At 67.5% G+C, this 15,370-nt stretch carries 10 protein-coding genes; 6 read left to right on the top strand and 4 right to left on the bottom strand.

The window, feature by feature from the left end:
- The 3 genes from EX88_RS0109395 to EX88_RS0109385 all read left to right on the top strand — a co-directional run bounded on the left by EX88_RS0109395 (position 1) and on the right by EX88_RS0109385 (position 4,584).
- The gene (locus EX88_RS0109395; RefSeq protein WP_031371744.1) at positions 1-1,536 is read left to right on the top strand and encodes an efflux transporter outer membrane subunit; all 1,536 of its coding nucleotides are present in this window, start codon (positions 1-3) and stop codon (positions 1,534-1,536) included.
- Positions 1,533-2,726: an efflux RND transporter periplasmic adaptor subunit gene (locus EX88_RS0109390; RefSeq protein ID WP_031371743.1), complete on the top strand. Its 1,194-nt coding sequence runs from the start codon at positions 1,533-1,535 to the stop codon at positions 2,724-2,726. The genes EX88_RS0109395 and EX88_RS0109390 overlap by 4 nt, the downstream gene beginning before the upstream one ends.
- 277 nt (positions 2,727-3,003) lie before the next feature.
- The gene (locus tag EX88_RS0109385) at positions 3,004-4,584 is read left to right on the top strand and encodes a DHA2 family efflux MFS transporter permease subunit (protein WP_031371742.1); all 1,581 of its coding nucleotides are present in this window, start codon (positions 3,004-3,006) and stop codon (positions 4,582-4,584) included.
- A gap of 147 nt (positions 4,585-4,731) precedes the next feature.
- Here the strand turns inward: EX88_RS0109385 and EX88_RS0109380 are convergent, their stop codons facing one another.
- Positions 4,732-6,447, bottom strand: coding sequence for a hydrogenase maturation protein (locus tag EX88_RS0109380; RefSeq protein ID WP_200875817.1), 1,716 nt, complete (start codon positions 6,445-6,447; stop codon positions 4,732-4,734).
- Positions 6,448-6,491: 44 nt separating this feature from the next.
- Here EX88_RS0109380 and EX88_RS25865 point away from each other — a divergent pair, with 44 nt between their 5' ends.
- Both EX88_RS25865 and EX88_RS24455 read left to right on the top strand, forming a co-directional pair.
- A complete protein-coding gene (locus tag EX88_RS25865) occupies positions 6,492-7,040 on the top strand; it encodes a hypothetical protein (RefSeq protein WP_152566189.1) in 549 nt (182 codons plus the stop codon).
- Between the two features lie 490 nt (positions 7,041-7,530).
- On the top strand, positions 7,531-7,956 hold the full coding sequence (locus EX88_RS24455; protein WP_051884828.1) for a glutaredoxin family protein: 426 nt from the start codon (positions 7,531-7,533) through the stop codon (positions 7,954-7,956).
- A gap of 45 nt (positions 7,957-8,001) precedes the next feature.
- Here the strand turns inward: EX88_RS24455 and EX88_RS0109365 are convergent, their stop codons facing one another.
- From EX88_RS0109365 to EX88_RS0109355, 3 genes are all read right to left on the bottom strand, one after another.
- Positions 8,002-8,592, bottom strand: a complete 591-nt coding sequence (locus tag EX88_RS0109365) for a hypothetical protein (RefSeq protein WP_051884826.1) — start codon at positions 8,590-8,592, stop codon at positions 8,002-8,004.
- Positions 8,589-10,004 (bottom strand): DNA repair protein RadA, encoded by a 1,416-nt coding sequence (gene radA / locus EX88_RS0109360; protein ID WP_031371737.1) that lies wholly within the window; start codon positions 10,002-10,004, stop codon positions 8,589-8,591. The genes EX88_RS0109365 and radA overlap by 4 nt, the downstream gene beginning before the upstream one ends.
- Positions 10,005-10,282: 278 nt before the next feature.
- On the bottom strand, positions 10,283-10,576 hold the full coding sequence (locus tag EX88_RS0109355) for a hypothetical protein (RefSeq protein ID WP_031371736.1): 294 nt from the start codon (positions 10,574-10,576) through the stop codon (positions 10,283-10,285).
- A 524-nt stretch (positions 10,577-11,100) separates the two neighbouring features.
- On the opposite strand from EX88_RS0109355, the gene EX88_RS0109350 reads away from it, so the two are divergent.
- Positions 11,101-15,370 (top strand): Ig-like domain-containing protein (locus tag EX88_RS0109350; protein WP_161786096.1); only part of this gene is annotated, 4,270 nt, incomplete at its 3' end.

Raw genomic sequence — 15,370 nt, 5'->3', positions numbered from 1 at the left:
ATGTCACCCATCGACACTCGCCCGCGCCGCGGGCTGCTCCTCGTGCTCGCGCCGCTCGCCGCGGCCTTGATCCTCGCCGGCTGCGCCAGCACCCGCGGCCTCGTCCCCGAAGGGCGCGCGCTCGACGCCGACGACCTGGCGACCCAGCGCAGCTTCGCCGGCGCCCCGCGGTCCGAGACGTCGCTATCCGAGGCTACGTTCCCCAAGCGCGACTGGTGGACCTCGCTCGGCGACGCGCAATTGAATGGCTTGATCGACGAAGCCCTGGCCGGCACGCCGGGCCTGGACGCCGCCGACGCGCGCGTGCGCCAGGCCGTCGCCCAGGCCGGCCTCGCCGATGCCGCGCGCAAGGCCACCCTCGGCGGCAGCGCCCAGTATTCCGGCCTGCAACTGCCCGAGACGGTCGCCCCCGAACCGCTCGGCGGCAAATACAGCGGCGTGGAAGTGCTGTCGCTGAGCTTCAAGTACAGCCCCGATCTGTGGGGCGGCAAACGCGCGCGCTGGCATGCCGCACTCGGCCAGGCCCGCGCCGCCGAAGTGGAGTCCCAGGCCGCGCGCCTGACCCTGTCGTCGAACATCGCCCGCGCCTACGTCTCGCTGGCGCAGGCTTATGCCGGGTTCGACGTCGCCCAGGCCGAGAAGCAACGCTCCGAGCATCTGCTCGGCCTCGGCCGCCAGCGGGTCAAGGCCGGTCTCGACAATCAACTGCAGATCCGCAACGCCGAAAGCGCCAGCGCCGCCGCCGATCAGCAGATGCAATCGGCGCAGCAGCAGATCGATGCCACCCGCAACGCCATCGCCGCCTTGCTCGGCAAGGGCCCAGACCGCGGCCTCGACATCGCGCGCCCGTCCCTACTCAGCGCGAAATCGCCGGCGGTGCCGGCGGTGACCTCGAGCGAATTGCTCGGCCATCGTCCCGACGTGGTCGCCGCGCGTTGGCGCGTGGAAGCCGCATCGCACGGGATCAAGGCCGCCAAAGCAGAGTTCTATCCGAGCGTGAATCTCAGCGCCATGCTCGGGCTGGCCTCGGGCGGCCTGTCGGATCTGTTCGGCAGCGATGCCGTGCTGATCCAGGGCGGCCCGGCCATCAGCCTGCCGATCTTCGACGGCGGCCGCCTGCGCAACCAACTCGCCGAAAGCGATGCCGAGTACGACCTCGCCGTCGCCAACTACAACCAGAACCTGGTCGCGGCCTTGCGCGAAGTCGCCGATGCCCTGCAGGCCTCGCGTTCGCTCGATACGCAGTTGGTTTCGGCGCAGCAGGCGCGCGACGCCGCGCAACAGGCCTGGCAGATCGCCAGCACCCGCTACCGCGCCGGCCTGGGCACGCAGCTCGACGTGCTGTCGGCGCAGCGCCCGCTGCTGCAGCTCGACCAACAGCTCGCCGGTTTGCGCGCACAACGCCTGGCCGCGGCGATCGACCTCGACCGCGCGCTCGGCGGCGGTCTCGAACTGCGCGCGCCCGACCCGGTCGCCGCGAAGCACCCCGTCGTCATTTCCGATTCCAGCGTTATCGCCAAGGCCTCCACGCCATGACCACCGAAATCAATCCGCAAGCCGCGGCCGCAGCCGCCGCCCCGCCGTCCAACGGCAAGCGCCGCAAGGCGCTGTTGATCCTGCTCAGCGTAGTCGCGGTCGCCGCGATAGCCTGGGGCCTGTACTACATGCTGGTGCTGCGTTGGCATCAGGACACCGACGACGCCTACGTACAGGGCAACGTCGTCAGCATCACCCCGCAGACCCTGGGCACCGTGGTCAGCATCGGCGCCGACGACGGCATGAAGGTGAGCGCCGGCCAAGTGCTGGTCCAGCTCGATCCGAACGACGCCCAGGTCGCCTACGACCAGGCCACCGCCAACCTCGCCAACACCGTGCGCCAAGTGCGCGGTCTGTTCAGCGCCGTCGATGCCGGCCAAGCCGATCTGTCGGCACGCCAAGTCGCGGTGCAGAAGGCGCGTGCCGACGTGAAGCGCCGCGAAGGCCTGGTCGCCGGCGGCGCGGTCTCGGCCGAAGAGCTCGCCCACGCCCGCGACGAACTCGCCGCGGCCGAAGCGGCGCTGTCGTCTTCGCGCGGTTCGCTGGCGCGCAATCGCGCCTTGGTCGACGCCACCACCGTCGCCAAGCAGCCGCAGGTCGCCGCGGCCGCCGCGCAATTGCGCCAGGCCTATCTGAACCTGCAGCGCGCGGCGATCCTTGCCCCGGTCGACGGCTACGTCGCCAAGCGCAGCGTGCAGCTCGGCCAACGCGTCCAGCCCGGCACCGCCTTGATGACGATCGTGCCGCTGGAGCAGGTCTGGATCGAAGCCAACTTCAAGGAAACCCAGCTCGCCGACATGCGCATCGGCCAGCCGGTCGAACTGCACTCGGACCTGTACGGCAGCGACGTGACCTACCAGGGCAAGCTGGTCAGCCTCGGCATGGGCACCGGCAGCGCTTTCTCGCTGTTGCCGGCGCAGAACGCCAGCGGCAACTGGATCAAGATCATCCAACGCGTGCCGGTGCGCATCGAAGTCGAGCCCAAGCAACTCGTCGAACACCCGTTGCGCCTGGGCCTGAGCATGCACGTCGACGTCGGCATCCGCGAACGCGGCGGCGCCGTGCTCGCCGCCGCGCCGCCGGCAAAGCCGCTGCTGAGCACGCAAGCCTATGCCAAGCAGCTGTCCGAAGCCGATGCGGTGATCGCGAACATCGTCCGCGAGAATTTGCCCGGCACGCAGCACGGTTGACGAACGCGCGACCGGATCCGCATCTCAGGCGCGATCCGGTCACGCAACTACCCCGCAGCAAAGACGAAGCGCCTCCCCCACGTCGTTCTTCGTCTGTCGCGACGCATCGCATCGAAGCAGCCGCGCCATCGGCGCCGCTTCGTCCCCTCCCCCGGCGATGCGCCGCGAGCTCTGAGACCGCCATTCCGGCACACGCCGGAATGGCGGGAATCGGACGCTTTGGTTCCCGCTTTTGGTCCCGCGCCCGCGCGGCCCAACCGAACAGACAGGCAGATCCATGTCCGCCACCACGGCCAATGCCGGCGCCGCCCCCGCAGCGCCCACGCAAGCGGGCTTCCGCCCGCCGAACATCGCGCTGACCACGCTGGGCCTGGCCCTGGCGTCGTTCATGCAGGTGCTCGACATCACCATCGCCAACGTCTCGTTGCCGACCATCGCCGGCAACCTCGGCGGCAGCAGCAGCCAGGCGACCTGGGTCATCACCTCGTTCGCGGTCAGCAATGCGATCGCCCTGCCGCTGACCGGTTTCTTCACCCGCCGCTTCGGCGAGCGCAAATTGTTCATGTGGGCGACGCTGGCGTTCGTGGTCGCGTCCCTGCTGTGCGGCCTGGCCAGCAGCATGGGCCTGCTGGTCACCGCGCGCGCCCTGCAGGGCTTCGTCGCCGGCCCGATGTATCCGGTGACCCAGGCGCTGCTGATCTCGATCTACCCACCGCACAAACGCGGGCAAGCGATCGCGCTGCTGGCGATGGTCACGGTGGTGGCGCCGATCGCCGGCCCTATCCTGGGCGGTTGGATCACCGACAACTACAGCTGGGAATGGATCTTCTTCATCAACATTCCCATCGGCATCTTCGCCAGCCTGGTGGTCGGCAGCCAGTTGCGCGGCCGCCCGGAGAAACTCGAACGCCCGAAGATGGACTACATGGGGCTGATGACCCTGATCGTCGGCGTGGGCGCGCTGCAGGTCCTGCTCGACCTGGGCAACGACGAAGACTGGTTCAACTCGACCAAGATCGTGATCCTGGCGATCGTCTCGGTGATCGCGCTGACCGTGTTCGTGATCTGGGAGCTGACCGAGCGCGACCCGATCGTCAACCTGCGCCTGTTCCGCCATCGCAACTTCGCCGCCGGCACCGCGGCGATGGTGCTGGCCTACTCGGCGTTCTTCGCGGTCGGCCTGCTGGTGCCGCTGTGGCTGCAGCGCAACCTGGGCTATACCCCGATCTGGGCCGGTTTCGCCACCGCGCCGATCGGCATCCTGCCTGTGTTGCTGACGCCTTTCGTCGGCCTGTACGCGACCCGCTTCGATCTGCGCATGGTCGCCAGCTTCGCCTTCATCGCGATGGCCTTCACCAGCTTCATCCGCTCAGGCTTCAACCTCGACGTCGACTTCAACCACGTCGCGATGGTGCAGCTGTGGCAAGGCCTGGGCGTGGCACTGTTCTTCATGCCGGTGCTGACGATCCTGTTGTCGGACCTGGAGCCGCACGAGATCGCCGCGGGCTCGGGCCTGGCCACCTTCGTGCGCACCCTCGGCGGCAGCTTCGCCGCCTCGTTGACCACCTGGGGCTGGAACCAGCGCAGCACTATCCACCATGCACAACTCACCGAGCACATCGGCGCCTACGACCCGGCGGTGCTGCAGACCGTCGATACGCTCGGCCGCGGCGACCTGCAACGCGGCGCGGTCAGCCTGAACCAGATGATTTCGCAGCAGGCCGCCCAGATCGGCTTCAACGAGATCTTCCACCTGCTCGGCATCCTGTTCCTGGCGGTGATCGTCATCGTCTGGTTCGCCAAGCCGCCGTTCACCGCCAAGCTCGGCGGCGGCGCGGCCGCAGCCGGCGGACATTGATCGCGGCGAATCGCTCCACCCCACGATCCAGCACCTTGCCGCACTGGTAACGCCGCAGCGGATGCTATCAACGACAGGCCGGGTTCGTCCGGCCTGTCGCGTTTCGCGTCTTGTTCCCTCACGGCCGCAGCCGTATCGATGCCGGGCTCAGGCCGGCACCCGCACCGTGGGCTGCGCCACCGGCGCCGCCTCGCAAACCTCCGCCGCGCACTTCAATACGAAACGCTGCCGCGCCTCGTGGTAGCTGCGATCGGCGCCGAAGAAATTGCGGTACATGTGCGCGAGCTCTTCGGCACCGTAACTTTCCAGCGGCTTGCGGCGTTCGTCGGCGGCGCGGCGGCGACGCTTGAGCGCCAAGGCCTTGCGGCAACTCGCCGGATCGGCCGCGCGCTCCGCGCGCTGTTCGACATGGGCGACGAAATCGGCTGCACTCGAACCGAACGCGGCGTCGATCAGGCCGATGCGCTCGGCACCGGCGGCGCCGATGGGACGCAGGCCCTCGGTCAGCTCCTGGGCCAAGGTGTCGCCGACCCGACGCGGCAACAGATAGGTCCAATACTCCGAGCCGTATAGCCCGCCCATGCTCTTGTAGTGCGGATTCATCACCACGCCACGCCGCGCCCACACCTGGTCCGCAGCCAAGGCCAGGATCACCCCGCCGGCACCGGCATTGCCCTGCATCGCCGAGATCACCAGGTGGCTGTCGGTCAGCACAATCTCGCGCACCAGAGCGTTCATCGCCAGGATGTTGCGCCACGACTCCAGCGCCGGATCGTTCGAGGCCTGAATGGTGTTGAGGTGGATGCCGTTCGACCACAGGTCGGCGCCGCCCATCAACACGATCGCCCGGGTCGGACGCTGCCGCGCCTGCAGGAAAGCGGTGCGTAACCGATCGCATTGCGCGGTCGACATCGCGCCGTTGTAGAAGTCGAAATGCAGGTAGCCGATGGCGCCGACTTCGCGGTAACGGATCTGCCGGTAGCCGTGGTCGCGCCGCCCGGCGACCGACATGGCCGGCCTCGACGCTCGCTCGATCACCCCCTGCATGCGCCGCTCGCCGAGCACCTGGGTCGCCGGCAGCTTGATTCCGTCCTTCTCGCGCAGATGGCTGAGCCAGACCGCGCCGTCGCCGGTCGCCACACAGACCGCGCCTTCGCGCCATCCGAGCAGCTCGCCCGGACGGCCGCGCAAGGCGCGCTCGGGGTGGGCGCCGAACACTTGGCAACGCAGTCCGGCCAGTTCGGCGCGCGCGCCCGGATAGCTGTCGGCGCAGCGCACGCGCGCCAGCACCGACGCGGTGTCGAGCTGCCAGTCGATCGATCGTTCGGAGGGGCGCATCGAGGCGCGCAGGCGTCCGCGCACCTCGGCCCTACCGTAGTCGAGCGGCTGCGGGCGATAGCCGCCCTCGGCGTAGCGTTCCACCGCCTGCAGCAAAGCACGGATCGCGGCATCGGTGACTTCGTGCCGATACAGCTGGCTCTTGGACGCGCCGCGCATGGCGAAGCCGGCGCTGGCCCAGATGTCGCCGGCGTCCATCTCGGCCGCCGCCTGCAACACCGTTACCCCCCAGTCGTGTTCGCCGTCGAGGATCGCCCAGTCCAGCGAGGACGGCCCACGGTCGCCGACGATGCCGGGGTGGACAATCAGGCAGGTGTGGTGGGTCCAGATGTCGTCGGGAATCGCCGACTTGAGCATCGGCGCGACGATCAGCTGCGGCCGCTCGCGCGCGACCGCGGCACGCATCGTGTCGGCATCGGCGGCGACTTGCACGCTGACCTCATGGCCGAGATCGGTCAGCTCGACCCAGGCGCGCTGCGCAAGGCCGTTGTACGCGGTGCACAGGAACAGGATACGCAGCGCCATCGCACGCTCCATGTCACGACGAAGCGTCGAATTTGTGCCATCGCATGTTCATATTCCTGAGCGGCGATCACAAATTTCTGCTGCGCCGCAGCGGGATCGCGAATTCTCGACGGCCATCGCCGTTCCAGGAAGAACTGCGGAAAACAGGTGCTTTCGTTGACCGTCGCGGCTGCCACGCTACGTTTGGCTACGGGCGACGACCGTCTGTTTTGACAGTTGCCCGGCGCGCGCCGCGCCGATTCGGCATCCTCGCCAGGCGACGGCGGATCCGTTGCACGCGCGGCGCCGGGGACGCAACGCCGCCTGTTCTCGTGGAGCGTCCAGGAACGGCCGCGATCGCGGCCTCATCGCCCATGACGGGCTCAAGGAGAGGACTGATGTTGAAGCGCACGACCACCAAGCTGTTCGCCATCTGCGCGTTCTGTTTCGGCATGGCGTTTTCGTTGAGCGCCATCGGCTCCGGCGGTTGCCAGAGCTGTTGGGATGCTTGCCAGGCGGAGTTCGATTACTGCATCGACGCCGGCTACCCCGCGCAAAATTGCCAGATCACCTGGCGCAGCTGCGGCATTTCCTGCGGTTGCCCGATCCCCTGAGCCGCTCGCGCGGCCGGCAGGCGCCAACACGCCTGCCGGCCGCGTTCGATGCGCAAGATCGTGATGCATCGCAGCGAAGACCGTCTTCGGCGCACCGGGCGCGGCAGTCGGAACGTTCGCCACGAACGCGCCGAACGCTCCAACTGGCGACCGGAGCGGTGTTTAGCAACGCCGATCACATCGGCAGAGCGGCCGGGCCATCGCGCCGGATCGCGACGGTGCTATAACTCCGAGCGTCCAGTGACGGACCAGGAGCAACAGTGACGTTGACGCCCTCCACCGGCTTATCTCCGCAGGCCGCATCGCTTCCGTTACACCGCTCCCGAAGCCCGGCACCCGCCCGGATCGCCGTACTGGCCGCTACCCGCATACCCCCATCGCCTGTCGGCGAACGCATCCGCCCTGCAGCGGCCGCGCTCGCTGGCCTGCGCGATCACCCCATCACAGCCACCGCCGGCCCGCGCACGCTCCGGCTCTACGAGGACATGGAATGAACTTCAAATCGATCCTGACGACGATCCTGGTCGTGGCGCTGGCGCTCGGCCTCGGCGTTGGTGCCGGCTACCTGGTCCGCAACAGCGGCCTGCTCGGCAACGGCGGAGGCGGCGGCGGTGCGGTGGTGACCCAGGGCGATTACTCGTCGGTCTACGCCAACGCCGGCGGCGAGGTGGTGATGTATTCGTTGTCGACCTGCCCCTTCTGCAAACAGGCGCGCGCCGTGCTCGAGAAACAGAACGTCAAGTTCGTCGAACGCATCATCGACCAGGACAAGGATGCCAAGGTCGAGGCCGACGGCCTGAAGATCAAGAGCGTGCCGACCTTGTACATCGGCGACCAGAGCTTGCAGGGCTACGACGAAGCCAAGCTGGTCGAACTGATCAATGCGCACGGCAAGGCGGCCAAGCCGGCGGCCTGAGGCCGGCGCGGTTCGACTTACCTCGCCGGCCCGGCCTCCACCGGCTTAGCCGGCGAGGACCTGCAGGCCGCAGGCGAACGCTGCGCCGAGCAGCGTTCCGCCGATCACTTCGGCCAGGGTGTGTCGCGCCAGTTTCAGGCGCGACCACGCCAACAACGGCAGCAGCAACAGCGCAACGGTTGCCAGCGTCGGCCGCAGCGAAAACAGCGACACCCCGGCGAACGCCAGGCTCGCCATGTGCAGGGACAGTTTGATCCAGCGATTGAGCAAGGCCGCTGCGACCAGCATCGCCGCGACCGCGAGTATCCCCTGCCCCATCGGTGCCGCGCGTTCGCGCATCCACCACCAACAGATCGCCAGCACCGCGAGCAACACCGCATACAGCAGCGGCCGCTCGCTGCGATGCGAGGCATCCACGGTCGACCACTGCCCGCTCCGGCGACGCTGGACCACGAAAGCCCAGCTCACCGACACCGCCACCGCGACCCCGCACACCGCCGACCAGAACGCCTGCGGCGCGAGCACCCGCACGCTGACCATCGTCAAGGCGATGAACACCGCGAACGGATGCAGGACGATCGAAATCCAGCGGGCGAACCCGCCGGGTTTGCCGAGTTCGCGCTCGCTGCCGCTCACGCCGCGTCCAAGGCCTCGGACAAGCGTTCGACCGCGATCACTTCCATCTCGCCGATGCGGCCGCCGCGCGGGGCGTTGCCCTTGGCCACGATGGCGCGTTTGAAGCCGTGGGTCGCGGCTTCCTTGAGACGGTCCTCGCCGTTCGGCACCGGGCGGATCTCGCCGGACAGGCCGACTTCGCCGAAGGCGACGGTGTGCTCGGCCAAGGGCTGATCGCGCAGCGAGGACAGCACCGCCAGCAGCACCGGCAGGTCGGCCGCGGTTTCCTGCACCCGGATGCCGCCGACCACGTTGACGAACACGTCCTGGTCGCCGACCGAAATGCCGCCGTGGCGATGCAGCACAGCGAGCAGCATCGCCAGACGGTTCTGCTCCATGCCGACCGCGACCCGGCGCGGATTCGACAAGGGCGAGGAATCGACCAGGGCCTGCACTTCGACCAGCAGCGGCCGGGTGCCTTCGCGCGTCACCATCACGCAGCTGCCCGGCTGCGGGCTGCGGCTGCCCGACAGGAAGATCGCCGAAGGGTTCGGCACTTCGCGCAGGCCCTTGTCGCTCATCGCGAACACGCCGAGCTCGTTGACCGCGCCGAAGCGGTTCTTGAATGCGCGCAGCACGCGGAAACGGCTGCCGCTCTCGCCTTCGAAATACAGCACCGCATCGACCATGTGTTCGAGCACGCGCGGGCCGGCGATGCCGCCCTCCTTGGTCACGTGGCCGACCAGGAACACCGCGGTGCCGGTTTCCTTGGCGTAGCGCACCAGGCGTGCCGCGCTTTCGCGGACCTGGCTGACCGATCCCGGCGCAGCGCCGAGTTGTTCGGTCCACAGGGTCTGCACCGAGTCGGCAACGATCAGCGCCGGCTTGGTCGCGGCGGCGTGTTCGAGAATGCGCTCCACGCCGGTCTCGGCCAGCGCATGCACGCCGTCGAGCGGCAGGCCGAGGCGCGCGGCCCGGCCGGCGACTTGCGACAGCGATTCTTCGCCGGTGACATACAAACCCGGCAGGGTCTGGGCCATGCGCGTGATCGCCTGCAGCAACAGGGTCGACTTGCCGATGCCGGGGTCGCCGCCGACCAGCACGACCGCGCCGTGCACCAGGCCGCCGCCGAGAACGCGGTCGAACTCGCCGATGCCGGTGCTGACCCGCGATTCCTCGCTATGGCGCACGTCCTTCAAGGCGGTCACCGCGGGCGCATCGACGCGTCCGGCCCAACTCGAACGGCGGCTGGCGGCCACGCCGCCGCCCGCGCCGGCCTTGGCCGCCGGTTCGACGATGAACTCGCTTAGGGTGTTCCAGCCGCCGCATTCGCCGCACTGCCCCTGCCATTTGTTGTAGTCGGCGCCGCACTCCGAACAGACGTAGGCGGTGCGGGCGGCCTTGGCGGCGGACTTGCCGGGCGATTTGGACATATTCGACATGGGTGGCGATTGACAACGATGCGGCACGAAGCCGCACTGTAGCCGCTCGCAGTCGCATGCTGCGAGATTGGCCGCGCAACTCATTGATCCGCCGAGGCAAGCGACACGGTCCGCGGCTTCGCCGAGGATCGATGAGCCGACAGAACCAAAGGCGCGCCGCTCCAAACGGCGCCGGAGCCTCGCCGCCCCACCTGAATCGATCGAGCCAGCGTTCGCTTCGCCGAACGCGCCCGAAGACCGCCCGCAGGAGACCCCGCGGCGCCGAGAGCTCAGGCCGCGAAGGGCTGGTGGTGTTCGGGATAGATCGCGCGCAGATTCTGCTGCGGGATGGCCAGCAGACCGCCGACGTCGTGCGAGGCGACGATGCTGTAGCCGCGCGCATCGATGTCCTTGGCGATCGTATGCCAGTCCAGCTTCGGCATCGCCATCGAGGTGTCGATGGTCCAACCGAAGCGCAAGGCGCCGAGGGCCTTCATTTCGTCCAGCGGCAACCAGCTGTCGGCAGGTGCGACCACATAACCCTCGTCCTCACCCACCACGAATACGTCTACGCGCATTTTCATCAGTGCCTTTGCTGTATTTGCTGCAAGCCGGCGCATGGTGTCGATCGGCCCGATAAAAAAAGGTGAAGAAGGAATTAGCGATTTGCAGAAGCGCCGCGGGTTGCTGATCTTGGATTCAAGATCTATGCAAGTTGATGACAGAAACGCAGGACTCCGTGCTGCCCTGCAGCTTGACAAGACAAGGTCTCAGGCATTGCGACGCAAGCGTTTCAAACTGAACGCCACGGCGAGGATGAAGCACATTCACCCGTCTACCGTCGCGCCCGGGCTTCGGGTTAAATAGCGGCGCGACCCGTCGCTCGGTCGGTGCACAGCGAGCTTCGCTTGGCATCCGAACCCATGCCGGCCGCCATCCATCCGTCATTAGTTCAAGGCCCCGTTTTCTCCGGGGTCGCTCTGGGGAGAGCACCCGCGACATGCACGCACGCATTCGGACCGACCGTGTTCCGTCTCGGTTCGCTCGTGCGTCATCGCCAAGGTGGCTGCCCGCCTCCATCGAAACGTCTCTACACAAGGAACCCGCCATGAGGCCCAAGCAACAGGAAGTTCGCAGGAATTGGCGTTGGAGCGCAGCGGCCTTGGCCCTGACCCTGACGATGGGATCGTCGGCCCTGCTGTCGAGCAGCGCCGGGGCCGCTTCGGAGCCACTGCCGCAAACGCTCGCTCACCGCTTGGCGGCCGATGCGCGCGAAGGCCGCGCGCAATTGCCGGACGGCCGCTGGCTGGTGCTTGAGCGCAGCGGCGCCGCATTGGTCTTGATGGAGGACCGCGAAGGCGGCGCAGCCCTGCGTCGCTGGCCGCTTTCCTCGCCGCGCCGCTGGGCCAGCCTGAGCCTGCTGCCGAGCGGACGGGTATTGATCTGGGGCGGCGTCGACGGCAAGGGTCATGTACATCAAGGCGGTCTGTGGTTCGACCCGGCATCGCGCAGCTTGAGCAGCAGCGGCCCGCTCAAGCTGCTGCCGCGTGCCGGCCATGCCGCCACCGTACTCAGCGACGGCCGCCTGCTGCTCACCGGCGGTTGGACCCCGGGCAGCGTCGGCATCGCCCAGGCCGAGCTGTGGGACGAACGCAGCGCTTCGGTATCGGTGCCGAAGGGGCTCTCGACTCCGCCGCGCATCGGCCATCGCAGCCGGATCGAGAACGACGGCCGTGTGCGTCTTTCCGGCGGCGTCGACGGCCAAGGCCGCCCTATCGCCCGGGATCAACGCTACGACCCGGCTCGGCAGAGCTTCGAGGCCGCCGGCGTAGCTTCTGCCCAGGCCACCGACAACGGCCGGGCCCCCAAGTTGATGGCGGCTTTCCCGCAGGACCTGGCTCAGGGTGTTGCGCCGGACTCGCGACTGTCGCTGCGCTTCGACCAACCCTTGCGCGTGGCGGAATTGAACGCCGCCAGCGTCACCCTGCTCGGCCCGCGCGGCTTCGCCGCCGTCCAGGTCACTCCGGCCGAGGCCGGCCGCTTGCTGTTCGTGACGCCGCGGCAACCGATGCAACCCAACGCAGCGTATTCGCTGTTGGTCGACGGCGTGCACGCGCGCAACGGCAAATCGCTGGCGACGACGCTGATCGATTTTGAAACCGGGACGGCCGGCCCGCGCCCATCGCCGCACCCCGCAGCTTCCGCCGCGACCGCACCGCGCATGGCGGCCGCTTCGACGACGGCATCGGTCAGCGGCACGCTCGCACCCGACGGCAACCCGGTGGACGTCGAGTCGCAGACGCCGGGGCAAGAGATCACCGTGCCGTTCACGATCTCGCAAACCGGCGACTACGGCCTGGGCGTCAGCGAGCTGAACTTGAGCGCAGGCACCTCGGCGACCGTGAAAGTCACCCGCAGCGGCAGCACCGTGGTCAGCACCAACTGCACGGCTCAATACGCGGGATGCGCGCTCAACCTGGCCAAACTCGGCACGGGCAGCTATGTATTGAGCGCGCGTCCGACCTCGAGTACCGCAACGATCAAGTTCAAGGCCACGCTGAGTCGCGACGCGGGAACGCTGCTTCAGCCCGGCGCCGCCTATCCGCTGAGCCTGAGCTATCGCGGCCAGAACGGCCGTCCGGTGTTCAACGGCAGCGCCAATCAGCAAGTCAGCCTGCGCATCGCCGGGCAAGCCACGCTGCCGGCCGGTCGCGACATCAGCTACGTCGTCTACAACCCGGCCGGCACGGCCATCAAGACCAGCGTGATCTCCGCGGCGACCGCCGCGATCAACCTCGTGCTGCCGAGCACCGGACGCTACACCGTCCTGGTCGACCCGCTCTATGGCGAAACCGCGAACGTCCAGCTCACCCTGACCCAGGGCTTCAGCGACGTGCTGGTCGCCGACGGCGATTCGATGGACCTGGCCTCGCCGACCGAAGGCAAATCGGCGGCGGTCGATTTCTACGTCACCGCGGGCACCAAGCTGGGCTTGGGCTTCAGCAACCTGGCCCTTACCGGTGCGCCAGCGGGAGACCCGGCGATCGCAGTGCTGACCAAGCCCGATGGCAGCCAAAGCACGCTGGGCAATTGTTTCGTCGCCAACGGTGGTTGCGACTTCAATCTCAGCGGCCTGGCGGCCGGCATGCACAACATCCGGCTCGGCTCGTATTCGGCCACGGCCCCGGTCTCGGTCACCGCGACCTTGAGCAACGACAAAACAGGTCCCCTGCCTTCGACCCCGACGCCGTTCGCGTTGGATCGTCGTGGTCAGAATGCGCGTCTGTGGTTCGATGCCAGCGCCGGGCAAACCGTGGCACTGGCGTATTCGCAGTTGCTCAGCGCCCCGGCCAACCGGGCGGTCGCGATCACCGTGTACCGGCCCGACGGAATCGCCTTGAAAACCAACAGCTCGCGCTCGCCGGCGGCTACCCTCAATCTGCCCAGCCTGCCGGCGACCGGACGCTATTCGGTGTTGATCGACACCGAACTCGGTGCCACGGTGTCGATGGACCTGTGGCTGGCGAACGGCGTCAATGAAAGCCTTGCGCTCGATGGCAACAGCATCGACGCCGCGGCACAGAACGCCGGACAGAATTTCTACTTCCGCATGTCGAACCCGCAGACCGGCAATATCGGCCTCGGCTTCAGCGAACTGTCGGCCCCGGACCTCGGCAACGGCCGCGTCAAGGTCAATGTCCTGTCCAGCGGCGGCGCCAGCGTGCATACGGAAGAGTGCAGCCTTTCGCTGGGCGGTTGCGACCTCAACCTGACGAATCTCGCCAGCGGCAACTACAGCATCGTCGTCGAACCGCTGGGCCAGCAGAAACTGAGCCTGCGCGCGACCGCCAGTACCCAGCTCACCGGGTCGCTGCTCGGGGAAGCTCCATTCGCCCTTGCCATTACCCGCCCTGGCCAGGACGCCCTGCTCGGCTTCAACCTGCCCCAGGCACAGGACGTGGCCTTGGGCGTTTACCAACACGCGACCCAGCCGGTTGGCCGCAGCGTCGCCTACAGCGTCTACAAGCCCGATGGCAGCCTGATCCTGCAGCGTTCGGTCGATGCCGACCAATCGCTCTTTCTGCCAGGTCTCGCCGCAGGCGCCTATACGATCAGAATCGACCCCACCGAAGGCGAAACCGCCAGCGCGCAACTGATCCTGCACACACCCAAGACCGGTGTATTGACGGTCGACGGCGATTCCGTGCCGCTGTCGACCCAGGCCGCGGGCCAGGAAATCCACCTGAGTTTCGAAGCGCAACAGGGCGCCAACCTGGGCCTCGGCATTTCGGAATTGAGCGGCTCGACATCGCGTGCGGCCTTGCTCAATGCTTACCGGCCGGATGGTACTCAACTGCATTCGCAGTCGTGCGCACCGCCGGGCTGCAGCATGAACTTCAAGAACCTGGATGCGGGCATCTACACGGTCCGGATTTCCGATAGCGCTCCACCGCCGCCGGCCCGCTCGCTGCTCGCGACACTGAGCTCGGACCTGGAAGGCAGCGTGGGCGCGAACGCCACGACCACGATCTCCTTGAACCGCCCGGGCCTCAATGGCCGCTACCGTTTCAATGCGGTGGCCGGACAGAACCTGGCACTGACGATCTCCAATGTCGCGACCGTGCCGGCGTTCGGGGATGTCGATTACACCTTGTATCTGCCCGATGGCAGTCAGCGCACCGGCAGGTCGCAAAAGGGTTACACCTTCAACCTGGACGCGCTTGCGGTGACCGGCGAATACATGCTGTTCGTCGATCCATCCAAGGCGATGCAGTTGAGCGGCAAGATCGAACTCGTGCTCGGAGAAAGCGGCCATATCGTCGCCGACGGCGATCCGGTCAACTTCGCCACTCAGCTTCACGGTCAGTCGCTGTATTTCACCTTCGATGCGGCGCAGGGCGAATACCTCGACCTGGGCTTGAGCGAGTTCCAGCTCGACGGCTCTTCGGGCGACTACAGGATCTTCGTGGTTCCGCTGGCCGACGGCCCCACGCGCGAGGGTTACTGCGTCATGCAAGGTCCCTGCAGCATGCGTCTGAAGGACCTCGCGGCCGGCCGTTATCTGGTCGCCCTGGAGCCGTACTGGCAGGACCCCGACCGCTACAACCCCTTCAGCACCACCGCGACCCTCAGCCGCGAACTCTCCGGAACCTTGAGCCTCGACCAGCCGCAGACCGTGACGATTCCACGCCACGGCCAAGTCATGCGAATGACCCTGCCTGTGGTCGCGGGACAAAAGCTGCTGCTGAAAGTCGCCGGCCAATCGACCGCTCCCACGGGAAGCGTCGTCGGCTATGGCGTCCAGACGCCGACCGGCGGACTGGTGGTGTCGAGCGGCAACGCCAACGAGGCCGCGACCTTCAACCTGAACTACCTGA

The sequence above is a fragment of the Lysobacter antibioticus genome, assembly GCF_000731095.1.
Taxonomy (GTDB): Bacteria; Pseudomonadota; Gammaproteobacteria; order Xanthomonadales; family Xanthomonadaceae; genus Lysobacter; species Lysobacter antibioticus_B.
The sequence above is the reverse complement of the archived record's forward strand: the minus strand, read 5'-3'. Positions and strand labels throughout refer to the sequence as shown.

Excerpts from the sequence above, each read along its gene's own strand:
- EX88_RS0109380 (WP_200875817.1), bottom strand. The coding sequence starts at position 6,447 with ATGGCGCTGCGTATCCTGTTCCTGTGCACCGCGTACAACGGCCTTGCG.
- EX88_RS24455 (WP_051884828.1), top strand. The coding sequence starts at position 7,531 with ATGAACTTCAAATCGATCCTGACGACGATCCTGGTCGTGGCGCTGGCG.
- EX88_RS0109395 (WP_031371744.1), top strand. The coding sequence starts at position 1 with ATGTCACCCATCGACACTCGCCCGCGCCGCGGGCTGCTCCTCGTGCTC.
- EX88_RS0109355 (WP_031371736.1), bottom strand. The coding sequence starts at position 10,576 with ATGAAAATGCGCGTAGACGTATTCGTGGTGGGTGAGGACGAGGGTTAT.
- EX88_RS25865 (WP_152566189.1), top strand. The coding sequence starts at position 6,492 with ATGTTCATATTCCTGAGCGGCGATCACAAATTTCTGCTGCGCCGCAGC.
- radA (WP_031371737.1), bottom strand. The coding sequence starts at position 10,004 with ATGTCCAAATCGCCCGGCAAGTCCGCCGCCAAGGCCGCCCGCACCGCC.
- EX88_RS0109385 (WP_031371742.1), top strand. The coding sequence starts at position 3,004 with ATGTCCGCCACCACGGCCAATGCCGGCGCCGCCCCCGCAGCGCCCACG.
- EX88_RS0109390 (WP_031371743.1), top strand. The coding sequence starts at position 1,533 with ATGACCACCGAAATCAATCCGCAAGCCGCGGCCGCAGCCGCCGCCCCG.